At 61.0% G+C, this 23,177-nt stretch carries 20 protein-coding genes; 12 read left to right on the top strand and 8 right to left on the bottom strand.

Annotated features, from left to right (window positions below):
- The first annotated feature begins 93 nt into the window (after positions 1-93).
- Genes ulaA through C3F38_RS00830 form a run of 6 tightly spaced genes read left to right on the top strand, consistent with a single transcriptional unit; the run spans position 94 to position 4,519 of the window.
- On the top strand, positions 94-1,491 hold the full coding sequence (gene ulaA, locus C3F38_RS00855) for a PTS ascorbate transporter subunit IIC (RefSeq protein WP_055316950.1): 1,398 nt from the start codon (positions 94-96) through the stop codon (positions 1,489-1,491).
- Positions 1,492-1,505: 14 nt separating this feature from the next.
- Positions 1,506-1,814: a PTS ascorbate transporter subunit IIB gene (gene ulaB / locus C3F38_RS00850; protein WP_047729673.1), complete on the top strand. Its 309-nt coding sequence runs from the start codon at positions 1,506-1,508 to the stop codon at positions 1,812-1,814.
- A 10-nt stretch (positions 1,815-1,824) separates the two neighbouring features.
- The gene (gene ulaC, locus C3F38_RS00845) at positions 1,825-2,295 is read left to right on the top strand and encodes a PTS ascorbate transporter subunit IIA (protein WP_047729674.1); all 471 of its coding nucleotides are present in this window, start codon (positions 1,825-1,827) and stop codon (positions 2,293-2,295) included.
- A gap of 12 nt (positions 2,296-2,307) precedes the next feature.
- Positions 2,308-2,964: a 3-keto-L-gulonate-6-phosphate decarboxylase UlaD gene (locus C3F38_RS00840; protein ID WP_055316951.1), complete on the top strand. Its 657-nt coding sequence runs from the start codon at positions 2,308-2,310 to the stop codon at positions 2,962-2,964.
- A gap of 9 nt (positions 2,965-2,973) precedes the next feature.
- Positions 2,974-3,828: an L-ribulose-5-phosphate 3-epimerase gene (locus C3F38_RS00835; RefSeq protein WP_047729676.1), complete on the top strand. Its 855-nt coding sequence runs from the start codon at positions 2,974-2,976 to the stop codon at positions 3,826-3,828.
- 4 nt (positions 3,829-3,832) lie between these two features.
- Positions 3,833-4,519 (top strand): L-ribulose-5-phosphate 4-epimerase, encoded by a 687-nt coding sequence (locus C3F38_RS00830; RefSeq protein WP_055316971.1) that lies wholly within the window; start codon positions 3,833-3,835, stop codon positions 4,517-4,519.
- 3 nt (positions 4,520-4,522) lie between these two features.
- Here C3F38_RS00830 and malT read toward each other — a convergent pair whose 3' ends face one another.
- Entirely contained in the window at positions 4,523-7,237 is a 2,715-nt protein-coding gene (gene malT / locus C3F38_RS00825; RefSeq protein ID WP_103767470.1) for an HTH-type transcriptional regulator MalT, read from the bottom strand.
- Positions 7,238-7,697: 460 nt separating this feature from the next.
- Between malT and malP the strand changes: the two genes are divergently transcribed.
- Together malP and malQ are read left to right on the top strand one after the other, a co-directional pair.
- On the top strand, positions 7,698-10,103 hold the full coding sequence (malP, locus tag C3F38_RS00820; RefSeq protein WP_055316953.1) for a maltodextrin phosphorylase: 2,406 nt from the start codon (positions 7,698-7,700) through the stop codon (positions 10,101-10,103).
- A 9-nt stretch (positions 10,104-10,112) separates the two neighbouring features.
- Positions 10,113-12,203, top strand: coding sequence for a 4-alpha-glucanotransferase (gene malQ, locus C3F38_RS00815; protein WP_055311832.1), 2,091 nt, complete (start codon positions 10,113-10,115; stop codon positions 12,201-12,203).
- Positions 12,204-12,388: 185 nt separating this feature from the next.
- On the opposite strand, the gene nfuA is transcribed toward malQ, so the two are convergent.
- The gene (gene nfuA, locus C3F38_RS00810) at positions 12,389-12,964 is read right to left on the bottom strand and encodes a Fe-S biogenesis protein NfuA (RefSeq protein WP_033631902.1); all 576 of its coding nucleotides are present in this window, start codon (positions 12,962-12,964) and stop codon (positions 12,389-12,391) included.
- Positions 12,965-13,022: 58 nt separating this feature from the next.
- Positions 13,023-13,706, bottom strand: coding sequence for a DNA utilization protein GntX (gntX, locus tag C3F38_RS00805; protein ID WP_038878194.1), 684 nt, complete (start codon positions 13,704-13,706; stop codon positions 13,023-13,025).
- A gap of 40 nt (positions 13,707-13,746) precedes the next feature.
- Between gntX and bioH the strand changes: the two genes are divergently transcribed.
- The gene (gene bioH, locus C3F38_RS00800) at positions 13,747-14,517 is read left to right on the top strand and encodes a pimeloyl-ACP methyl ester esterase BioH (RefSeq protein ID WP_055316955.1); all 771 of its coding nucleotides are present in this window, start codon (positions 13,747-13,749) and stop codon (positions 14,515-14,517) included.
- Between the two features lie 270 nt (positions 14,518-14,787).
- Positions 14,788-15,072, top strand: a complete 285-nt coding sequence (locus C3F38_RS00795; protein ID WP_038878189.1) for a YdgH/BhsA/McbA-like domain containing protein — start codon at positions 14,788-14,790, stop codon at positions 15,070-15,072.
- Positions 15,073-15,113: 41 nt separating this feature from the next.
- On the opposite strand, the gene C3F38_RS00790 is transcribed toward C3F38_RS00795, so the two are convergent.
- The 5 genes from C3F38_RS00790 to greB all read right to left on the bottom strand — a co-directional run bounded on the left by C3F38_RS00790 (position 15,114) and on the right by greB (position 21,536).
- A complete protein-coding gene (locus tag C3F38_RS00790; protein ID WP_048232091.1) occupies positions 15,114-15,353 on the bottom strand; it encodes a FeoC-like transcriptional regulator in 240 nt (79 codons plus the stop codon).
- Positions 15,353-17,668: a Fe(2+) transporter permease subunit FeoB gene (gene feoB, locus C3F38_RS00785; protein WP_049272751.1), complete on the bottom strand. Its 2,316-nt coding sequence runs from the start codon at positions 17,666-17,668 to the stop codon at positions 15,353-15,355. Before feoB ends, C3F38_RS00790 begins: the two co-directional genes overlap by 1 nt.
- Positions 17,669-17,740: 72 nt before the next feature.
- Positions 17,741-17,965, bottom strand: coding sequence for a ferrous iron transporter A (gene feoA, locus C3F38_RS00780; protein WP_047730823.1), 225 nt, complete (start codon positions 17,963-17,965; stop codon positions 17,741-17,743).
- 606 nt (positions 17,966-18,571) lie between these two features.
- A complete protein-coding gene (locus tag C3F38_RS00775; protein ID WP_048232085.1) occupies positions 18,572-20,905 on the bottom strand; it encodes a Tex family protein in 2,334 nt (777 codons plus the stop codon).
- A 157-nt stretch (positions 20,906-21,062) separates the two neighbouring features.
- On the bottom strand, positions 21,063-21,536 hold the full coding sequence (gene greB / locus C3F38_RS00770) for a transcription elongation factor GreB (RefSeq protein ID WP_038878177.1): 474 nt from the start codon (positions 21,534-21,536) through the stop codon (positions 21,063-21,065).
- Between the two features lie 230 nt (positions 21,537-21,766).
- On the opposite strand from greB, the gene cbpA reads away from it, so the two are divergent.
- Positions 21,767-22,729 (top strand): curved DNA-binding protein, encoded by a 963-nt coding sequence (gene cbpA / locus C3F38_RS00765; RefSeq protein ID WP_055312368.1) that lies wholly within the window; start codon positions 21,767-21,769, stop codon positions 22,727-22,729.
- A gap of 5 nt (positions 22,730-22,734) precedes the next feature.
- Positions 22,735-23,040 (top strand): chaperone modulator CbpM, encoded by a 306-nt coding sequence (locus C3F38_RS00760; RefSeq protein ID WP_038878171.1) that lies wholly within the window; start codon positions 22,735-22,737, stop codon positions 23,038-23,040.
- Positions 23,041-23,177: the final 137 nt, after the last annotated feature.

Raw genomic sequence — 23,177 nt, 5'->3', positions numbered from 1 at the left:
GTTCACAAATAATCATTTGTGATCTTTTTGTGATTTATTGTGATTGGTATGGTGAAGGCGTTACCTGCATGCCAACCTTTTCGGGAGAGCCGTATGGAAACTCTTTACACCATCTTCACCGTCTTTTTTAACCAGGTGATGACCAATGCACCGCTGCTGTTGGGGTTGGTTACGCTGTTGGGTTACACGTTGCTGCGCAAAAGCGCGGCGGTCATTATCAAAGGCACGATCAAAACCATTATCGGTTTCATGTTGCTGCAAGCCGGTTCCGGCATCCTGACCGGCACGTTCAAACCCGTTGTGGCGAAGTTGTCCGAGGTATACGGCATCAACGGGGCGATTTCAGATACCTATGCCTCGATGATGGCCACCATCGAACGTATGGGGGACGCCTACAGCTGGGTCGGCTACGCGGTCTTGCTGGCATTGGCGCTGAACATTCTCTACGTACTGCTGCGGCGTATTACCGGCATCCGCACCATCATGCTCACCGGCCACATCATGTTTCAGCAGGTTGGGCTGATCGCGGTATTTTTCTACATTCTGGGTTACGGCATGTGGACGACGGTATTGTGCAGCGCGCTCTTGGCTTCACTGTACTGGGGCATCACCTCCAACATGATGTTCAAACCGACGCAGGCGGTAACGGAAAACAGCGGTTTCTCGATCGGGCATCAACAGCAGTTCGCGTCGTGGCTGGCATACAAGGCCGCACCGTATCTCGGTAAAAAAGAGGACAGCGTGGAAGATCTGAAGCTGCCCGGGTGGCTGAACATTTTCCATGACAACATCGTGTCCACCGCCATCGTGATGACGCTGTTTTTCGGCATCATTCTGTGCTCGTTCGGCTTGGACACTCTGCAGGCGATGGCCGGTAAAATTCACTGGAGCATCTATATCCTGCAAACCGGGCTGATGTTCGCGGTGGCGATTTTCATCATCGTGCAGGGTGTGCGTATGTTCGTCGCCGAATTGACCGAGGCCTTTAACGGCATTTCCCAACGTCTGATCCCCGGCGCGGTACTGGCCATCGACTGTGCCGCCATTTATAGCTTCGCGCCCAACGCCGTGGTGTGGGGTTTTATGTGGGGCACCATCGGCCAACTGATCGCCGTCGGCATACTGTTAGCGCTTGGCTCTTCCATCATGATTATTCCCGGTTTCATTCCCATGTTCTTTTCTAACGCCACCATCGGCGTATTCGCTAACCACTTTGGTGGCTGGCGCGCGGCGATGAAGATCTGTCTGGTAATGGGAATGATAGAGATCTTCGGCTGCGTGTGGGCCATCAAACTGACCGGGCTAAGCGCCTGGATGGGCATGGCGGACTGGTCGATTCTGGCGCCGCCGCTGATGCAAGGGCTGAGTTTGGGCCTGTGGTTTATGGGCGTGGTGATCGTTATCGCCCTGCTGTACATGTTCTTCGCCGGACGCACCCTGCGTGCGGAAGAAGATGCTGAAAAACAATCGGTTGAATCGGCGTCACGTTAATAGGAGTGCAGATTATGACGGTACGAATCCTGGCGGTATGCGGTTGCGGACAAGGCAGTTCCATGATCATGAAAATGAAAGTCGACCAATTTTTAACGCAGCAAGGCGTGGATCATTCGGTCAACAGCTGTGCGGTGGGGGAATACAAATCCGAGTTGAATGGGGCTGACATCATCATTGCTTCCACCCATGTCGCGGATGAAATCGTCGTCAGCGGCAACAAATACGTGGTCGGGGTACGCAATATGCTCTCGGCGGCGGACTTCGGCCCGAAGCTGATGGACGTCATCGGCGCGCATTTTCCGCAAGATTTGAAGCAGTGAGGAGCGAGTCATGAAGCTGAGCGATTCGTTGGCGCAGAATAACGCTATCCAACTGCAGGCGGAGGCTGCCGACTGGCGCCAGGCGGTGCGGCTGGGGGTCGATCTGCTGGTGGCCGCCGGCGTGGTGGAACCACGCTATTTCGACGCCATTTTGGCCGGCGTCGAACGGCACGGCCCTTACTTCGTGCTAGCGCCGGGCCTGGCGATGCCGCACGGCCGGCCGGAGGAAGGGGTGCTGAAAACCGGCTTCGCCTTAGTCACCCTGAAGACGCCGGTGTGTTTCGGCGATGAGGACAACGATCCGATAGACATCTTGATCACCATGGCGGCGGTGGACGCCAAAACGCATCAGGAGGTGGGGATCATGCAAGTGGTGAACCTGTTTGAAGATGAGGCGAATTTCGATCGCTTGCGGGCCTGTCGCCACGCGAGCGAGGTATTGGCGTTGATCGACAAAACGTCTACGGCGGCGGCGAATTGAAGGAGACAAACAATGAACACGCATTTACCGATGTTGCAGGTGGCGCTGGATAATCTGTCCATGGCTGCGGCTTACGACACGACTCGCCTGATCGCGGCCGAAGTCGACATCATCGAAGTCGGCACTATTTTGTGCGTGGCGGAAGGCGTGCGAGCCGTACGCGATTTAAAAGCGCTGTATCCGGATCGCATCGTGTTGGCGGACGCAAAAATCGCCGATGCGGGTCAGATTTTGGCGCGAATGTGCTTCGAGGCGAATGCCGATTGGATCACGGTGATCTGCTGCGCCGATATCAATACGGCCAAGGGAGCCCTGCAGGTGGCGCATGAGTTCGGTGGTGACGTGCAGATAGAACTGACGGGGTTCTGGACCTGGGAACAGGCGCAGGCGTGGCGTGAAGCGGGAATTGGTCAGGTGGTGTATCACCGCAGCCGTGACGCGCAGGCGGCGGGGATATCCTGGAGCGATGACGATATCCGCGCGGTTCGTCGCCTGAGCGAGATGGGTTTTAAGGTGACGGTCACCGGCGGACTGGCGCTGGAGGATTTACCTCTGTTCCAAGGTATTCCCATCCATGTCTTTATCGCCGGGCGCAGCATTCGCGATGCCGCCGATCCGGTCGCGGCGGCGCGGGAGTTTAAACGTGTCATCGCCCAGCGGTGGGGCTGAGGAGCGGTTATGTTGCACAAATCCGTGCCGTTGGGCATCTATGAGAAAGCGTTGCCGCCGGGCGAGGATTGGCTGACGCGCCTGCAACTGGCGGGTGAGTTGGGATTCGATTTCGTTGAAATGTCGATCGATGAAAGCGACGGCCGCCTGGCGCGGCTGGACTGGAGCGCTGAACAGCGGCTCGCGTTGGTTAGCGCCGTTGCGGCGAGCGGTGTGCGCGTCCCTTCTTTATGCCTCAGCGCCCACCGGCGTTTTCCGTTGGGCAGTGAAGACGACACGACGCGCGACCGAGGACTGGATATCGTGCGAAAAGCTATTCGGCTGGCGCAGGATACCGGCATCCGGGTGATCCAACTGGCCGGGTATGACGTTTATTACCCGCAGTCTACTGCGCAGACCCGCGCCCGGTTCCGCGCCGGATTGGTGCAGGCGGTAGAGATGGCCAGCCGTGCACAGGTCATGCTGGCGATGGAAATCATGGACTATCCGCTGATGAACTCGATCAGCAAGGCGCTGGGCTATGCCCACTACCTGAATAACCCGTGGTTTCAGCTTTACCCGGATATCGGCAACTTGTCTGCCTGGGACAACGATGTGCCGATGGAGCTCATAGCCGGAAGCGGGCACATCGTGGCGGTACACGTTAAGGATACGCGGCCGGGGGAGTTTAAGAATGTACCGTTCGGCGAGGGCGTAGTGGATTTCGTACGCTGTTTCGAAACGTTGCTTGCGAGCGGCTATCGTGGCCCCTATCTGCTCGAGATGTGGAGCGAGACAGCGAACGATCCGCTGCGGGCGGTGCGGGAGGCGCGTGCCTGGGTGGTTGAACGTATGGTCGAGGCCGGGTTGGAAATAAGGAGGTAGTATGCTGGAGCAACTGAAAAGTCAGGTGTACCGAGCCAATATGGCGTTGCCTGAGCACGGGCTGGTGACCTATACCTGGGGCAATGTCAGCGGCATCGATCAGGCCAGTGGGCTGGTGGTGATCAAACCCAGCGGCGTACCTTATGAAACGATGCGGGCTGAGGATATGGTGGTGGTGAATGCGCGAGGTGAGGTTGTTGAGGGGCAACTGCGGCCTTCGTCCGATACGCCGACGCATTTGGCGCTGTACCGGGCGTTCCCTCAACTCGGCGGTGTGGTGCATACGCACTCCACCCATGCCACCTCCTGGGCGCAGGCAGGGGAAGCGATACCGGTGCTCGGCACCACCCACGCCGACTATTTTTCCGGCGATATTCCTTGTACCCGCGGGCTGACGGCGGAAGAGGTGGCGCGGGAATATGAGCTGAACACCGGTCGGGTGATTATAGAAACCCTGAAAGGGCGTGAACCATTGCACATTCCCGGTATCCTGGCGTATCAGCATGGCCCGTTCAGTTGGGGAAGGACGCCGGATGAGGCGGTGCATAACGCCGTGGTGTTGGAGGCGGTGGCGAAAATGGCGTGGATCAGCCGGGATATTAACCCCGGCCTAAGGCGGATCGATGACTATCTGCTGGAAAAGCATTTCAGCCGCAAACATGGCGCCGGCGCCTATTACGGCCAGCGCTGACTCTCAGGCGCCGTACCCCATCATCTTCAACAGCTGCTGCGCCTGCTGCACCGCTTCCTGGCGATGGGCCACGCCGAGCTTCTGGTACAGGTTGCGGATGTGCGTCTTGATGGTGGTAGCCGCCACGTCCAGCTCACCGGCGATCTGGTCGTTGCTGTAGCCGGAATAGATCAGCCCCAGCACCTGCCATTCGCGCTGGGTGAGCGGGCTGGTGCGGATCAGCTCCGGCACCTGCGGGTGGGTCAGCAGCTTATCGACGAAGTTCTCGTCAAAATGCGCGAACTTGTGCCGATGATGCTGGTTGATGTCGCGCAGAATGCGCTGGGCACGATGCTGTTCCAGCTCCGGCAGCGTGTTGAGCTGGATCAGCTGGCGCAGCTGCTGCGCCATCGCTTCGCCCTCGATGACGAAATGGCTGATAAAGCCGGTGCGGTTGGCCAGTGACAGCGCTTCGATCAACGCCTGCTGCGCTTCGCCCTTGCGCTCTTGCAGCCAGTACAGCTGGTTGCTGAGCAGCAGGTTGCGGTTGAGATCGCTCACCAGCCGCAGCCGGCGGGCGTTCTCGTTCAGTTCATCCAGCACCACGCCGGCCTCGTCATACTGGCCGAGCAGAATCTGCACCCGCGCAATGTTGCGCCACTGGCCCTGCGTGAAGTGGTTGTCCGCCATGCCGGGCTTTTCGGTGTGGCGCAGCCACTGGGCGGCGGCGGCGGTGTCGCCGGTCATCTGCCAGTGGATCACCCGTGACTTGTCGGTGTTGGTCAGCCAGTCGCGATGGTAATGGGCGCCGTGCAGCAGGGTTTCGCAGCGCTGCAGGTGAGTATTGGCATTGTCCAGATCGCCGCGCGCCAGCGAGCATTTGGCCAACATGGCGATGCACTGCAGCTGCTGCTGCGGTTGGTAGTTGGCCAGAATTTTCAGCCCGGCGCGCGCCGCGTCTTCCGCTTCGTCCAACCGTGACCATGACCACAGGATCTGGGCGCGGATGCGCAGCAGAAATTCGTGCATCGGCAGCTGTTCCAGGTGCTGCTCGCGGATCAGTTCGAACGCCTTGTCCTGGGTTTCGTAAGCGGCCTGCAGGAAGCCTTGGGCGATAAGGATTTCGCTCTGCTGCAGCAGCGCCCAGAGCGCGTAATGGTTCGCCTGATGACGACGCGCCATCTGCTCGGTCTGCTGCATCATCGGCAGCGCGCGCGCCAGTTCGCCCTTGCAGTGGTGCACTTCGCCGGTCACCGAGGTGGCGACGATGCGGCTGTAGTAGCTGGACAGCGGCAGGAATTTCAACGCTTCGGTCGCCAGCCGCTCGGCTTCTTCCGGTTTGCCGGCGTTGATCGCCACCTGGGCGCGCAAGGCGTCGAACTCGGCGTGCAGCGTTTGGTCTATCTCGATTTTCTGTTCGCGCATGGTGCGCTCGGCGCGCTCCAGCAGGGTGTTGACCTCGCCGTAGCGGTGCTGGCTCTGCGCCAGCCAGGCCTGCAGCAGCGCCAGCTTGGGGTTTTGGATCAGGCGCTCATACGGCAGCGCGTTGAGGCACTCCTCCAGCAAGGCCAGTTCGCTGTGGTGGAACAGCGACCAGGCGTGTTGCAGCAGGATATCGCGCAGCATGCTGACGTCGCTGGCCGCCAGCGCGTGGTGAATGGCCTTCGCCGGATACCCCAGCGCCAGCCAGCCTTCGGCAGCGGCGCGGTGCAACCCCGGCAGCTCCAGCGCCAGTTCCCACTGGCAACGCTGGCGCAGGAAAGAGGCGAACAGCGGGTGGAAGTTGAACCATTCGCCGGTGTCGTCCATGCGGTGGATAAACAGCCCCTGACGCTCCAGCTCCTCCAGCCGCTGCTGGCCGTTGTCTTCGCCGGTCAGCCGCACGATCAGCGCGTCGTTCATCGAGCGCAGCACCGAACAGCGCAGCAGGAAGGCGCGCGCATCGGCATCGACGTGATCCAGCACTTCGTCCACCAGGTAGTCTGACAGGTGACTGGCGTTCAGCCCCGCCAGGCGCTTGGCCGACAGCTGGGCCGACGAGGCGGACTGACGGGCCGACAGCGCGATCAGCTGCAGCGCGGTGGCCCAGCCTTCGACTTCGTCGCACAGGCGGCTGCTGTCCTGCTGTTCCATCGGCGCCGCCAGGCGGCAGTCGAAGAACTGTTTGGCTTCCTGATGGGTAAACGCCAGCTGCTGCGTACCCATTTCCAGCAGCTGATCGCGCACCCGCAGATTGGCGATGCCGAGCGGCGGCAGGGTGCGTGAGAGCAGGATCAGCGTCAGGTTTTCCGGCTGATGGCGAAGGAAAAAGCGCATGGCTTCGTGGATGGCGTCGTTGGTGATAAGGTGGTAGTCGTCGATCACCAGGTACAGCGGCTGGTGCCAGTCGGCCAGCTCGATAAACAGCTGGGCGAACAGCGCCGACAGGCTGGCGTACTGATGCTTCTGGCTCAGCGCCTCGCTCTTGACGCAGCGGCCGCCGCTGGCCTGCTGCAGCGCGGCGATCAGGTAGCTGGCGAAGCGCTCCGGCTGGTTGTCGCTCTCATCCAGGGAATACCAGCCCAAATCGGCCTTGCCGGCCGCCCATTGGGCGATCAGCGTGGTTTTCCCGTATCCCGCCGGGCAATTGACCAGTGTCAGGCGATAATTGCCCGCGCTGGCCAGTTTGGCCAGCAGGCGATCGCGGATCACGGTATTTTGCAGCCGTACCGGGCGGCTCAGTTTTGATGGGATCAGCATAGTATTCCAGGGTATAAATCGCGGTTCCCGCCGGGATTGGAGTGGTGCTAATTATTTTATGGTTCGTAATTAATAGCTCCCCCTAACTTCTGCCAACCCTAAACGTATTGCAACAAGCTTCCGCATCGGCTTGGAGTTAAGTTGCTATCGATCACACTTTTTTACGTTTGGCGCCGGCGCGCGGCGAGGCGGTTGCAGATCGCATTTCCGGCCATGGACAAAACTTCAGCAGTGCGAATACTTGTGCTAACGTCATGATTAACGTTCTCAGTGCTCGCCGCACGCGTTGGCGGGCTTTTTTGCATCGTTGCAAGGGAGTCAAAAAGTGCCTGAGATCACAATTCCAGCTACGCCCCAATCCTCCTCCCCAGCTAATCCCCAGGCGGGATGATGCCGTCAGGCTTTCTCACCGGCACGATAGCGGCAATTTGACCCACTTACTGGATAGAGAGTTTTCCTTATGTCACAGCCTACGCTCAAGAAGGATGCTTTTCTGGCGGCGCTTGCCCGCCAGTGGCAACGGTTCGGCCTCAGTTCCGCACAGCAGATGACGCAGCATCAATGGTGGGAAGCCGTCAGTGCGGCGCTGGCCGAGCAGTTGGCCGCTCAGCCGGCGCCACGCAAAAGCGCCAAACCGCTGCGCCACGTGAACTACATCTCAATGGAGTTTCTGATCGGCCGGCTGACGGCGAACAACCTGATCAACCTGGGCTGGTACGACACCGTCGAGCAGGCGCTGGCGGAGCAGAACGTCAAGCTGGCGGATTTGCTGGAGCAGGAAACCGATCCGGCGCTGGGCAACGGCGGGCTGGGGCGCTTGGCGGCCTGTTTCCTCGACTCGATGGCGACGGTGGAGCAGCCGGCCACCGGCTATGGGCTGAACTACCAGTACGGGCTGTTCCGCCAGTCGTTCCAGGGCGGGCAGCAGCAAGAGGCGCCGGATAACTGGCAGCGCGAGAGCTACCCGTGGTTCCGCCACAACGCCGCGCTGGCGGTGGACGTGGGCATCGGCGGCAAGCTGGAAAAGCAGGCCGACGGCCGTGAACTGTGGCGCCCGGCCTTCACCCTGCGCGGCGAAGCCTGGGATCTGCCGGTGCTGGGATATCGCAACGGCGTGGCGCAGCCGCTGCGCCTGTGGCAGGCGACCCATCAGCATCCGTTCAACCTGAGCGATTTCAACGACGGCAAATTCCTGCAGGCGGAGAAGCAGGGCGTAGAAGCCGACAAGCTGACCAAGGTGCTCTACCCGAACGACAACCATCAGGCCGGCAAGCGCCTGCGCCTGATGCAGCAGTATTTCCAGTGCGCCTGCTCGGTGGCGGACATTTTGCGCAAGCACCATCAGGCCGGCCGCAAGATTGAAGAGCTGCCGAAGTACGAAGTGATCCAGCTGAACGACACCCACCCGACCATCGCCATTCCGGAAATGCTGCGCATTCTGCTGGACGAACACCAGCTGGAGTGGGAGGCAGCCTGGGCGATCACCAGCAACACCTTCGCCTATACCAACCACACCCTGATGCCGGAAGCGCTGGAATGTTGGGATGAAAAACTGGTGCGCAGCCTGCTGCCGCGTCATTTCTCAATCATCAAACAGATCAACGCCAGGTTCAAAAAGCAGGTGGATAAGCACTGGCCGGGCGACGAGGCGGTGTGGGCCAAACTGGCGGTGCATCACAACAAGCAGGTGCGCATGGCCAACCTGTGCGTGGTCAGCGGCTTTGCGGTCAACGGCGTGGCGCAGCTGCACTCGGATCTGGTGGTGAAAGATCTGTTCCCGGAATATCACCAGCTGTGGCCGAACAAATTCCATAACGTCACCAACGGCATCACGCCGCGTCGCTGGCTGAAACAGTGCAACCCGGCGCTGTCGGGCCTGATCGACGAGACGCTGAAGGTGGAATGGGCGAACGATCTCGATGCGTTGCGCGGGCTGGAAAAATTCGCCGACGACGCGGCGTTCCGCCAGCGTTATCAGCAGATCAAACGTGACAACAAGGTGGCGCTGGCCCATTACGTGCACGGCGTGATGGGATTGACGCTCGACCCGGACGCAATTTTCGACGTGCAGATCAAGCGTCTGCACGAGTACAAACGCCAGCACCTGAACCTGCTGCACATCCTGTCGCTGTATCGCCAGCTGCGCGACAACCCGAATCTGGACATCGTGCCGCGCGTCTTCCTGTTCGGCGCCAAGGCGGCGCCGGGCTACTACCTGGCGAAAAACATCATTTACGCGATCAACCAGGCGGCCGAGAAGATCAATAACGATCCGTTGGTGAAAGATCGCCTGAAAGTGGCGTTCATTCCCGACTACCGCGTGTCGGTGGCCGAACTGATGATCCCGGCGGCGGATATCTCCGAGCAGATCTCCACCGCCGGCAAAGAGGCCTCCGGCACCGGCAACATGAAGCTGGCGCTGAACGGCGCGCTGACGGTCGGCACGCTGGACGGCGCCAACGTCGAAATCGCCGAGCAGGTGGGCGAAGACAATATCTTTATCTTCGGCAATACCGTGGAGCAGGTGAAGGCGATACAGGCGAAGGGCTACGATCCGCTCAGCTACCGTAAAAAAGACAAGCACCTGAAGGCGATTTTGGACGAGCTGGCGAGCGGCGCGTTCAGCCACGGCGACAAGCACGCGTTCGACATGATGCTGCACAGCCTGCTGGAAGGCGGCGATCCCTATCTGGTGCTGGCGGACTTCGCCTCGTACTGCCAGGCGCAGCGCCGGGTCGACGAACTGTATCGCGATCGGGACGAATGGACGCGGCGGACTATCCTTAACACTGCGCGCGTCGGCATGTTCAGCTCGGATCGCTCGATTCGCGATTACCAGCAGCGCATCTGGCAAGCCAAACGTTAAGGAGAGCGAATGGATCGTAAGCGTATCGATCAGGCGGCAGCGCAGGCGGGGATCGCTGCCGATTTCATCAATGCCCACGGCAAGCGGCAGGCGATTGAGCCGGAGACCAAGCGCAAGCTGCTGGCGGCCATGAGCCGGGCCGATGCCGCGCAGGAAGGGGCGGCATCGCCGTTGCCGGCGGTCAAGGTGTTCTATCAGGGCGCGCCGCTGGCGCTGACCCCGGCGGGCGAAGGCGACTACCTGTGGGCGCTGCAGCGTGAAGACGGCGAATGCCTGCAGGGGCGCGTCGGCGCGCGCAAGACCCTGACGCTGCCCGGCGACCTGCCGGCGGGGTATCACCAATTGACGCTGAGCCAGGGCGCACGGCAGTGGCCATGCCGAGTGATCGTCGCGCCGAGGCGCTGCTTCGAGCCGGACGCCTTGCTGACCGGCAAGAAACTGTGGGGCGCCTGCGTTCAGCTGTATACGCTGCGTTCCGATCGCAACTGGGGCATCGGCGATTTCGGCGATCTGCGTCTGATGGTGGAGCAGGTGGGGGAGCGCGGCGGTGCCTTCGTCGGTCTCAATCCGATCCATGCGCTGTATCCGGCCAACCCGGAGAGCGCCAGCCCTTACAGCCCCTCGTCGCGCCGCTGGCTGAATCTGGCGTATATCGACGTCAACGCGGTGGAGGATTTCCAGCGCAGCGATGCGGCGCAGCGCTGGTGGCAGAAGCCGGCGACGCAGAAGCAGTTGGCCAAGGCGCGCGCCGCGGAGTGGGTGGATTACACCGCTGTGATGCAGCTGAAGCTGGCGGCGCTGAAGCTGGCGTTCCCGCTGTTTCAGGCGCGCAAGCCGAACGACGCGCAGCGTCAGGCGTTCGAACGGTTCGTGACTGAGGGCGGCGACAGCCTGTATCAGCAGGCGGCGTTCGACGCGCTGCATGCCCACCTGGCGGCCAAAGACGCCAGCCAGTGGGGATGGCCGGCCTGGCCCGAGGGCTATCGGCGGGGGCAGAGCGAAGCGGTGCGGCAGTTCTGCGACGAACATCAGGACGCAGTCCGCTTTTACCTGTGGCTGCAATGGCTGGCGGCCACGCAGTTTGCGCAGTGTTTTGAGCAGAGCCGGCAGCAGCAGATGCCGATTGGTCTGTATCGCGATCTGGCGGTCGGGGTGGCGGAAGGCGGGGCGGAAACCTGGTGCGACCGCGAGCTGTACTGCCTGAAAGCGTCGGTCGGCGCGCCGCCGGACATCCTGGGGCCGCTGGGGCAAAACTGGGGCCTGCCGCCGATGGATCCGCACGTGATGGCGGCGCGCGGTTATCAGCCGTTCATCGATCTTTTGCGCGCCAACATGACCAGCTGCGGCGCGCTGCGTATCGATCACGTCATGGCGCTGCTGCGGCTGTGGTGGATCCCTTATGGCGAAACCGCCGATCGCGGCGCCTACGTCAAATACCCGGTGGACGATCTGCTGGCGGTGCTGGCGCTGGAAAGCCAGCGCCACCGCTGCATGGTGATCGGCGAGGATCTCGGCACCGTGCCGGTAGAGATCGTCGGCAAGCTGCGCGACAGTGGCGTCTATTCTTACAAAGTGCTGTATTTCGAAAGCGACGGTGAACACCATTTCCGCGCGCCGCAGGCCTATCCGGTGCAGGCGATGGCGACCATCACCACCCACGATCTGCCGACGTTGCGCGGCTATTGGCAAAGCGGCGATCTGACGCTGGGCAACCGACTGGGGCTCTATCCGGACGCGGAGATCCTGCGGGAGCTGTTCGCCGATCGGGAACGCGCCAAGCAAGGGCTGCTTGACGGGTTGCATCGCTATGGCTGCGTGCCGCAGAAGGTGGGCAAGAGGGCGGCGCTGCTCGGCATGAGCCCGCTGCTTAACCGCGGCCTGCAGCGTTATGTCGCCGACAGCGCCAGCGCCCTGCTCGGCCTGCAGCCGGAAGACTGGCTGGACATGGCCGATCCGGTCAATATTCCCGGCACCAGTGACCAGTACCCTAACTGGCGGCGCAAGCTGACCCAAACGCTGGAGGAGATGTTCGCCGATCCGCGGATAAACCGGCTGCTGAAGGATTTGGACAAACGGCGGCGCAAGGTGTCGGTGGGGTGACGGTCAAGTGCCGTTGTATTAAGACAAAGGATGAGGACCGTAGCCCTATCCAAATGATGGATACCCGAATTAATTGGAGTTGCAGCTAGGCGGCAAGTGCGTAAATCCCCAGGAGCTTACTTAAGTAAGTGACTGGGGGGCGCGCACGCAGCCAACAACGCTGCAACTTCAAGTAAGAAGGGGAATCAGTAGTAGGAGTGCTCGCCGCGCTGGTGCTCGGTCAAATCACGCACACCCTTCAGCTCCGGGAACTTCTGCAGCAGCTCTTTCTCGATGCCTTCTTTCAGCGTGACGTCGACCATCGAACAGCCGTTGCAACCGCCGCCGAACTGCAGGATCGCCATGTTGTCGTCGGTGATCTCCATCAGCGTCACGCGGCCGCCGTGGCCCGCCAGCTGTGGGTTGATCTGCGACTGCAGCACGTATTCCACGCGCTCCATCAGCGGCGCGTTGTCATCGACCTTACGCATTTTGGCGTTCGGCGCCTTCAGCGTCAGCTGAGAACCCAGCTGGTCGGTCACGAAGTCGATTTCGGCGTCTTCCAGATACGGCGCGCTCAGCTCATCGACATAGGCAGACAGTTTGTCGAACTTCAGTTCGGTATCCGTCGCTTCTACCGCGTCCGGCGGGCAATAAGAGACACCGCATTCGGCCGTCGGCGTGCCCGGGTTGATCACGAATACGCGGATTTGGGTGCCTTCTTCTTGATTTGCCAGCAGTTTGGCAAAGTGTTCCTGTGCAGCATCTGTTATACGGATCATAGCATTAGCTCAATAGTTGACTTCTATAGTCGGTTATAATACGCCCATTGCCGTGGCACTACAACGTGCGGCAAACGCACCATATCTGCACCGAGGCGGCGCCTTGCCGCCGCAGCAGCGCCGCGATCTCCGCGACGGTACTGCCGGTGGTCACCACGTCATCCACCAGGGCGATATGCCGGCCGGCGACCGAGACGGTGCAGATGAACGCGCGCTGCAGATTGCGCCTGCGCGCTCCGGCGTTCAGCCGCTGTTGCTGGGCGGTCTTGCGTACCCGGCGCAAGGCGGCGGGCCGATAGGGGCAGCCCAGCCAGCGCGCCAGCGGCCGGGCCAGCAGATCGCTCTGGTTATAGCCGCGGCGCCAGCAACGTGATGCATGCAAGGGTACCGCTAAAATCAGGTCGGGTCTGTTCAGATACTGCTCTCTGCGCGCCAGCTGCCAGCGCAACAGCATCAGGCGCGCCAGCGCCGGTGCCAGCTCGGGCGCGTGGTGAAACTTGAACCTCTTTACCAGTTGGCTGAGGGGCGCAACGTAGTCGCCAACGAACACCAGCCGTTGCCAGGGCGGCGGCCGTTGCAGGCAGCGGCCGCAGGGCGTTCGCGTCTCCCCGGCGGGCAACCCGCAGCGCGGGCAACACGGTGGGCTGGCCGGCAGATGGCGCAGGCAGCAGCTGCAGATGCCATGACGCATCAGGCTCAACGGCTGTCGGCATAGCCAACAGCGGCTGCGGATTGATAGCATAGAGCCTCCGAGACGGATAAGCATGAAAGGACAATAACCAATGACAGCGCTGTACTGGCAAACAATAGGTGAAGGCGAACGCGATCTTGTGCTGCTGCACGGCTGGGGATTGAACGCCGAAGTGTGGAGTTGCATTCAGGCGCGACTGGCGCCGCATTTTCGCCTGCACCTGGTCGATCTGCCGGGGTACGGCCGCAGCCAGGGGTTCGGCGCCCTGTCGCTGGAGCAGATGACGGAAATCGTGCTGGCGGCCGCCCCGTCGCAGGCCTGGTGGCTAGGCTGGTCGCTCGGCGGGCTGGTTGCCAGCCAGGCGGCGCTGATGCAACCGCAGCGGGTCAAAGGGCTTATCACCGTGGCTTCCTCGCCGTGCTTTGCCGCCCGTGATGAGTGGCCGGGGATCCGCCCGGACGTGCTGAGCGGTTTTCAACACCAGCTGAGCCTGGATTTCCAGCGCACCGTCGAGCGTTTTCTGGCGTTGCAGACGCTGGGCACCGAGAGCGCGCGTCAGGATGCGCGCCAGCTGAAAGCGGTGGTGCTCAACCAGCCGACGCCAAGCGTCGAGGTGTTGAACGGCGGGCTGGAGATTCTGCGCACCGCCGATCTGCGTGCGCCGTTGGCCGCGCTGGAGCTCCCGCTGCTGCGGATTTACGGCTATCTGGATGGGCTGGTGCCGCGCAAGGTCGCCGAGCTGCTCGACGCCGCCTGGCCGAATTCTACGTCGCAGATCGTGGCCAAAGCCGCCCATGCGCCGTTTATCTCTCATCCCGACGAATTTGTGACGATGATCGAAGCGTTTATTGCAGCACATTGAATGCGGCGGGAAAACGCACGATAGGGCGCGAAAAAAAACGCCGCCGGGTGGATAAAAGACAAAGCTGTTCGATACTTAGTGAGTCAATGCGTTGGCTGCAAAATGAAAAGACCGCGCGCGGCGCTTTTCATTTTGGCGTTTCGTCTCTGGGAAACAGGCCCCGTCAGGGAAAGCAACGAGGCCTGAGGATGTCGCGGCAGCCTGCTGTACTACGCATGGATTCTTGACGGCTTTCATAACAGATAAATTATCCATTGAGAGGTTAGTGTCATGAAATCATTGAAGATGATTATTGCAGCGACAGTGCTGGGTTCGGTGTCTTTCGGCTCCATGGCGGCAACCCTGCTGACCAAGGAAGATCTGGATAAGAACCCGGGTAAATACGAGAAGATCGGCACCGTGACCACCACGGCGCAGACCACCTCGCCGATGGATGCCAAGGATGAGCTGTCCAAACTGGCGGACGAAAAGGGCGGTCAATACTACGTGATCCTGGCAGGCCGCGAGCACGGTAAATTCAGCGCCATCGCTGAAGTTTACAAAGACAAGCAATAAGCCTTCAACGGCAAGGGGCGCCGCTGCGGCGCCCCTGATCGTTAGGCCTTCAGCCGGTAGAAAACCGTGCTGCACCCCTGGCCCTGCGGGCAGCCTTTGCAACTGCCGCTCAGACAGGCGCCGTCATCCTGTTCGATACGCTCTACTTTTCCCATCGCCGCCAAACGATCCAGCATCGCCTGCACCAACGGCAGCGGCGTCGCCAGCGATTGGCTGAGCTGCTGCGCCTGAGCGCTGCCAAGCAGCGCCAGTGCATCGCGCACCTGCAGCAGCCCGGCCATCAGTGACAGCTCCCCTTGGCGCCCTGGCAACAGGCCGCCGGCGTAGCGTTGCCCAGGCGCACCGTAACGCGGCTGCGCGCCCGGCGCAGGCCGAACAGCACCAGCAGGTTCACCGCCAGCACCACCAGGATCGCCGTCAGGCTGTACTGCGGGTGTTGGTTGAAGGTGGCCACCTGGTAGAACAGCGTCGCCAGCGAGTAGGCCACGTTCAGCCCCCACAGAATAGAGAAGGTCATCCAGCCGCGGCTCGATTCACGGGCGATGGCGCCCATTACCGAGACGCAAGGCACATACAGCAGCACGAAGATCAGGTAGCTGTAGGCGGAGATGCCGGAGCCGAATTTGCTGCTCATCACGCCCATCGAGCCGACGCCCATCTCGCCGTCACCCTTGCTGGCTTCGATTGGGTTGGAGAGCACGCTCAGGCTGAAGGTGTTTTTCAGGCCGTCCCAGGTTTCGTTCAGCGCGCCGCCCAGCTCATCGAGCAGGTTGAAGTTGGCGGCGTCGAACGCCTCTTTGTTGATGTGCTCGGCGGTGTACAGCGTGTTCAGCGTGCCGACCACCACTTCTTTCGCCATCGCGCCGGTCACCAGACCAACGGTGGCCTGCCAGTTATCGCTGTGGACGCCCATCGGCTGCAGCAGCGGCGTCAACACCTTGGAGACCGAGGCCAGCGCGGAGTCGTTGATATTGTCGACCGTCTTGCCACTGAACGAGAAGCTGTTCAGGCCGCCGATGAACATGCTGGCCACCACGATCACCTTACCGGCGCGCAGCACGAAGCCTTTCAGACGCTGCCAGGTTTGCAGCAGCAGGCTTTTCAGGTGCGGCACGTGGTAGACCGGCAGCTCCATCACGAACGGCGAGGCCTCGCCACGCATGATGGTGTATTTGAGCACCAGACCGGTGAGGATCGCCACCGCAATGCCGAGCATGTACAGCGAGAACACCACCCCGGCGCCGTCCTGGCCGAAGAAGGCGGCGGCGAACACCGCAAAGATCGCCAGACGGGCACCGCACGACATGAACGGCGCCATCATGATAGTAATCAGGCGCTCGCGCTGGGCGTCCAGCGTCCGGGCACCCATGATGGACGGCACGTTGCAGCCGAAGCCGACGATCAGCGGCACGAAGGATTTGCCCGGCAGCCCGAGCGCCTGCATCAGGCGATCCATCACGAACGCCGCGCGCGCCATGTAGCCGGAATCCTCCAGGAAGGACAGGAACAGGTACATCATGCCGATCTGCGGCACCAGCGGCAGCACGGTGTTGATGCCACCGCCGATGCCCTGCGCCAGGAAAACGGTCAGCCAGTCGGGGAAGTGCAGGGTGTAGCCGAGCCACTGAATGCCTTGAATGAAGATCGCCGCCGAGCCGATATCAAAGATCGGCTGCAGCGCGCCGCCGATGTTGATCGCCAGCAGGAACATCAGGTACATCACCAGCAGGAAGATCGGCACACCCAGCCAGCGGTTGAGGATCACTTTATCCAGCATCTCGGTCAGGCGGTTGGGCATCGCCTGCTGCGAGTTGCTGACCGCGTCGCACAGGGCGGCGATAGACTGGTAGCGCGCGTCGGCGATCACCAGCGCCGGGTCTTCTTGCTGCTGCTGTTGCAACGCCTGGGTGGCCGCAGGCAGCAGTGCGACGGCGGGGCCGGCCAGCCGGTGGCTGTAGATGTCGCCTTCCAGCATCTGCAGCGCCAGCCAGCGGCGCTGTACTGCCGGCAGCGTTTGCGGCATGGCGTCGCTCAGCGTGGCGACCTCTTTCAGCAACAGCGGCGGATAGTTCACCAGCGCCTGCTGTTCGTTGATGTGGTGATTGTCGATCATCTGTTTCAGCACGCCGATGCCGTCGGCGCGGGTGGAGACCATCGGCACCACCGGGCAGCCGAGGCGCGCCGACAGCGCGGCGACGTCGATATCGATATGCTGGCTTGTGGCGATGTCGAGCATGTTCAGCGCCACGATGCAGGGAATGCCCAGCTCCAGCAGCTGCAGCGTCAGATAGAGGTTGCGCTCCAGGTTGGAGGCGTCGACCACGTTGATCAGCAGATCGGCGTCGCCGCTCAAAATGTAGTGGCAGGCGATCTGCTCATCGAGCGAGGTTTGTTCTGAAATGGTGGTCAGGGAATAGGTGCCCGGCAAATCGACCAGCCGCACGTCGGACTGCGGGGTCGTGAAATGGCCTTCTTTGCGTTCGACCGTCACGCCCGCCCAGTTGCCGACCCGTTGGCGTGCGCCGGTCAGCTGGTTGAACAGCGTGGTTTTGCCGGAGTTCGGGTTACCGATTAAGCCGATGGTGAGTTTTTTCATAGTTCAGCGTGTCGTCTTCAAGGAGAACAGCGCCGGCGCAAGGGCGCGTCGGCAAACGGAGGGCGTGCCGGCTCAGAACTGGCCGTCGAGCTGCAGCAGCGCCAGATCCTTCCTGCGCAGCACCAGGCTGACGCGGCGAGTTTTAATTTCTATCGGATCGCCCAGCGGCGCGACGCGTACCACGTCGAACGAAGAGCCGGGCAGCATGCCGAGCGATAACAGTTTCTGGCGGTAGGCCGGCGCAATTTCACCGGAAAAGCCGACAATCTTATACGTGCGTTTAGGTTGAAGCTGCATGTGATTAACCTTCCGGGTGCTGATGAACATCGGACTGATGATAATTGGACGTTGCCGGCGAAAATGCCACGCCGTCGGCGGTATTCATCCATAAGGTCATGCAATAAAGTGAGCGCAAATAATAGTAATTATCATTATCGCGTTCAATACAAAAAGTAAGGGTATTGTAACCAATTATTATGGCGACGACAGTTTTTGATGGCGTTGCCTAGATTAATGACGTTTTACCACCGCTGGCGAGCGGGAACAAATGAGAATGACGAGTTAAATCAGTTACGTATTTGTAGCCGAGTTTTCTCGTTTGCAAACTTCGATGGTTTTTTCCCTTTATTTATTTCCCCCGAAAGGCAATTCAATAACATTATTCCGGCGTAATGCGAGCGGTAACCATTTGTGTTTCGTTCACAATTCGCGAGATGAAACAGGCGTGTTAACGAAGTTGTTAATAAATGGCTGCGGAGAGGATTTTTATTGCCTGAATAATGGGAGGACGGTCACGCAGGAACGGGACATAAAAAGATGACGGTTTATTGAGACGGGTCAAAAAATGCCGCAGGTTTTATTCATCAGAAAGGGCGGAGCAGGCTCCGCCCTGTCGGTTCCGACTTAGCGTTTCTTACCGAACGCCGCCGCCAGCGCGTCGCCCATGGCGCTGTTGCCGGCCGGCGCCGCGTTGCGCGGTTTGGCCTTGTTGGCGCCGGCCGAACGGCTGGCGTTGTCGCGTGCCTGCGCTGGCGCGTTGCCGCCGCGGCGCGGTGAACCTTCGCCCGGCTGCTCATCCAGGCGCATGCTCAGCGCGATGCGTTTACGCTGCAGATCGACTTCCATCACCTTCACTTTGACAATGTCGCCGGCCTTCACCACGGTGTGCGGATCTTCAACGAACTTGTCCGCCAGCGAGGAGATGTGCACCAAGCCGTCCTGATGCACGCCGATATCCACGAAGGCACCGAAGTTGGTGACGTTGGTGACCGACCCTTCCAGGATCATGCCCACCTGCAGATCGTTGAGGGTTTCCACCCCTTCGGCAAAGGTCGCGGTTTTGAACTCCGGACGCGGATCGCGGCCCGGTTTCTCCAGCTCTTTCAGGATATCGGTGACCGTCGGTACGCCGAACTTGTCGTCGGTGAAATCGACCGCTTTCAGGCTGCGCACCGCCGAAGCGTTGCCCATCAGGTCCTGCAGCGCCTGCTCGGTGGCGGCCAGAATGCGCTGCACCACCGGGTAGGCTTCCGGGTGAACGGTGGAAGCGTCCAGCGGATTGTCACCGTGGTTGATGCGCAGGAAGCCGGCGCACTGTTCGAAGGCCTTCGGCCCCAGGCGGCTGACCTTCAGCAGCTGTTCACGGTTGCTGAAGCGGCCGTTCTCGTCGCGCCAGTTGACGATATTTTGCGCCATCATGCGCGTCAGGCCGGCCACGCGGGTCAGCAACGGCACCGACGCGGTGTTCAGATCGACGCCGACGGCATTCACGCAGTCTTCCACCACCGAGTCCAGCTTCTTCGCCAGCTGGCTCTGGCTGACGTCGTGCTGATACTGGCCGACGCCGATGGATTTCGGGTCAATCTTCACCAGCTCCGCCAGCGGATCCTGCAGACGACGAGCGATGGACACCGCGCCGCGCAGCGACACGTCGAGATCCGGGAATTCCAGCGCCGCCAGTTCGGACGCGGAATACACCGATGCGCCCGCTTCGCTGACGATCACTTTCTGCGCCCGGACCTCGGCGAACTGCTTTTGCAGGTCGAGATAGAAGCGCTCGGTTTCACGCGAGGCGGTGCCGTTGCCGATGGCCACCAGCTCCACGTTATGTTTGATACACAGTGCCGCGACGATGGCGGCGGCTTTGGCCGCTTGCCCGGTGTGTGGGTAGACGGTGTCGGTGGCGACCAGCTTGCCGGTCGCGTCGACCACGGCGACTTTCACCCCGGTGCGCAGGCCCGGATCGAGGCCCATGGTGGCGCGCATGCCGGCCGGCGCCGCCATCAGCAGATCGTGCATGTTGCGGGCGAACACGTTGATCGCTTCGTCTTCCGCGCGCTCGCGCACCGTGCCCATCAGCTCGGTTTCCAGGTGCAGAAGCACCTTGATGCGCCAGGTCCAGTTGACCACCGCCTTGCGCCAGGCGTCGGCCGGGGCGTTGTTCAGGCGCAGGTTGAGGTGATTGATGATGATCAGCTCCGCCTGGCTTTCGCGCGGCGCTTCCTCAAACTGCGGATCGGCGTTCAACGCCAGCTGCAGCACGCCTTCGTTGCGGCCGCGGAACATCGCCAGCGCGCGGTGCGAAGGCACCTGAGAAATCGGTTCGTGATGATCGAAATAGTCGCGGAACTTGGCGCCTTCTTCTTCCTTGCCCTCGACGACTTTGGACACCAGATGGGCGTTTTTCCACAGGTAGTCGCGCACCTTGGCCAGCAGCGCGGCGTCTTCGGCGAAGCGCTCCATCAGGATATAGCGCGCGCCGTCGAGGGCGGCTTTGACGTCCGCCACGCCCTTGTCGGCATCGACGTAGCGTTCAGCCAGCTGTTCCGGCTGCTGTTGCGGATCCTGCCACAGCGCGTCCGCCAGCGGTTCCAGACCGGCCTCGATGGCGATCTGGCCGCGGGTGCGGCGCTTCGGTTTGTACGGCAGGTAGAGGTCTTCGAGTTCGGTCTTGCTCAGCGTGGCGTTGATCGCCCCCGCCAGTTGTTCGGTCAGTTTGCCCTGTTCATCGATCGACTTCAGGATGGTCTGGCGACGATCTTCCAGTTCACGCAGATAACCCAGGCGGGTTTCCAGCTGGCGCAGTTGGGTGTCGTCCAGGCCCCCGGTGACTTCCTTACGATAGCGTGCAATAAAGGGCACGGTATTACCTTCATCCAGCAGACGGATGGCGGAGTCGACTTGCTCCGGCCGGGCCTGCAGTTCTGTTGCAATAATGCGGCTCAGTGGGTCATTCATAGGTCTGGTATCTGTATTGAGAACGGTGAATAAACAGGGGACAGTTATACGGATTGATCGCGGAAAATGCCAGCGGAGCGGGCCGCCGCCGCGCGGCCGCCGCGTGGAGAACTGCGCAGGCGGCGGCGTTGGCGGCGGTTCGGAAAAAGCTGAAAGCTTACTTCGGGTAGTCTATCTCGTTCACGTACCACTGCGCCTCGCCCAGCGGCGTATTGACGGTGGCGACGTCCCCGACCTCTTTTTTCAGCAGGGCGCGCGCCATCGGCGCGTCGATGGAGATGTAATCCTTGCGGCCGAAGATCTCGTCGTAACCGACGATGCGAAAGCGTTTGGTCTCGCCGTCTTCGTTCTCTACTTCCACCCAGGCGCCGAAGAACACTTTGCCTTCCTGCTGCGGGGAGTAATCGACGATCTTCAGCTGCTCCAGGCATTTGGTCAGATAGCGGACGCGGCGATCAATTTCGCGCAGCCGCTTCTTGTTGTACTGGTAGTCGGCGTTTTCGCTTCTGTCGCCCAGGCTGGCGGCCCAGGTCACTTTCTTGGTCACCTCGGGGCGTTCTTCGCGCCAGAGGTAATCCAGCTCTTGTTTGAGCTTGTCATACCCTTCACGGGTTATCAGTTGAGTTCTCATCGTGATTTATCTTTATGGAGCCACCGCCACAGTGTACGTGAATGCGCAGGGCTTTAGAAATGGTGCGCGGGCCTGCGCGTTGTCGCACGGTTTTTATTCAGTTTGCGCAGCTTTTAACAATCGGGAGTATGCTTAGCGATAGCGGAAAAGGAATGTGACGAAAGGAGGATATCTGGCGAGAGAGACAAGGAATTTTGGCGCACAACCCAACACATTGAAGGTATTACCGCATGGAATTTAAAGATTACTACGCAACGATGGGCGTCGAGCCCAACGCCGATCTGAAAACCATCAAAACGGCCTACCGCCGGCTGGCGCGTAAATATCACCCTGACGTGAGCACCGAAGAAGACGCCGAGAGCAAATTCAAGGAGCTGGCCGAAGCCTATGAGGTGCTGAAGGACGAAGAGCGCCGTGCCGAGTACGATCAGATCCGGCTGCACCGCAACGATCCGAACTTTGGCCGCCAGGCGCGCGGCGATCACGGCGGCTATCAGCAGAGCGCTTCATGGCACGGCGGCGGCGCCGACGCGCAAGACTTCTCCGATTTCTTCGAAAGCATGTTCGGCGGGCGTGCTGCGGGCGGGCACCGCTCCGCTTCGCACTCGCACGGCGGGCATGGCTTCCGCGGCCAGGATCTCGAGATGGAGGTGCCGCTGTTCCTCGAGGAAACGCTGCATGGCCAAAGCCGCGAGATCTCCTACAAGCTGCCGGTGTTCGACGAGCTGGGGCGGCAGGTGAGCGAAGCCAGCAAAACGCTGAACGTGAAAATCCCGGCCGGTGTGGGCGACGGCGAGCGCATTCGCCTCAAGGGGCAGGGCGTTGCCGGCGTGGGCGGCGGCCAGAACGGCGACCTGTATCTGGTCATCCGCCTCGCGCCGCATCCGCTGTTCGAGATTGATGGCCACAACCTGAGCATCGTGGCGCCGCTCGCCCCGTGGGAAGCGGCGCTGGGAGCCAGCATCGAGGTGCCGACGCTGACCGGCAAAATCGCGTTGACCGTGCCGGCCGGCAGCCAGAGCGGAAAACGGCTGCGGGTCAAGGGCAAGGGGCTGGCGGGCAAGAAAGAGCCCGGCGATCTGTATGTCATTCTCAAGGTGGTGATGCCGCCGAAGCCGAACGAGAAGGCCAGCGCCCTGTGGCGAGAACTGGCTGAACAGGCGGTGTTCAACCCGCGCGCGGAATGGGAGTAAAGCACATGATGAAAAAAGAGATCACATTCACCGTGGTGGAACTGTGTCAGAGGGTGGAGATTTCAGAGGATGAGCTGGTCGAGATCGTCGGCCTGGGCGTGATCGTGCCGCTGGAGCCGGCGCAGCCGAGCTGGGAGTTCGATTACCCGGCGCTGAGCCATCTGCAGCGGGCGCGCAGGCTGCGGGCCGAGCTGGATCTGGATTGGCCGGGGATCGCCATGGCGCTGACGCTGCTCGACCGGGTTGATACGCTGCAGCAAGAGAACCGGCAGCTGCGCCGGCAACTGGCGCGTTTCCTGCAGACTTCCTGACTCGCCCTCAAAACGCCACCGTGCGGTTCGCCGGTGGCGAAATTGCATAAAATTGGGCCGCCGCCCCACATTGCGCCGATAAAGGGCGAAATTTTGACGAACCCCCGTCGACATTCGATGAAAATTGTTGATAAATG

This window comes from Serratia sp. SSNIH1 (assembly GCF_002935055.1).
In the GTDB taxonomy this organism is placed as follows: Bacteria; Pseudomonadota; Gammaproteobacteria; order Enterobacterales; family Enterobacteriaceae; genus Serratia; species Serratia nevei.
This window is presented reverse-complemented; position numbering and strand designations above follow the sequence as displayed.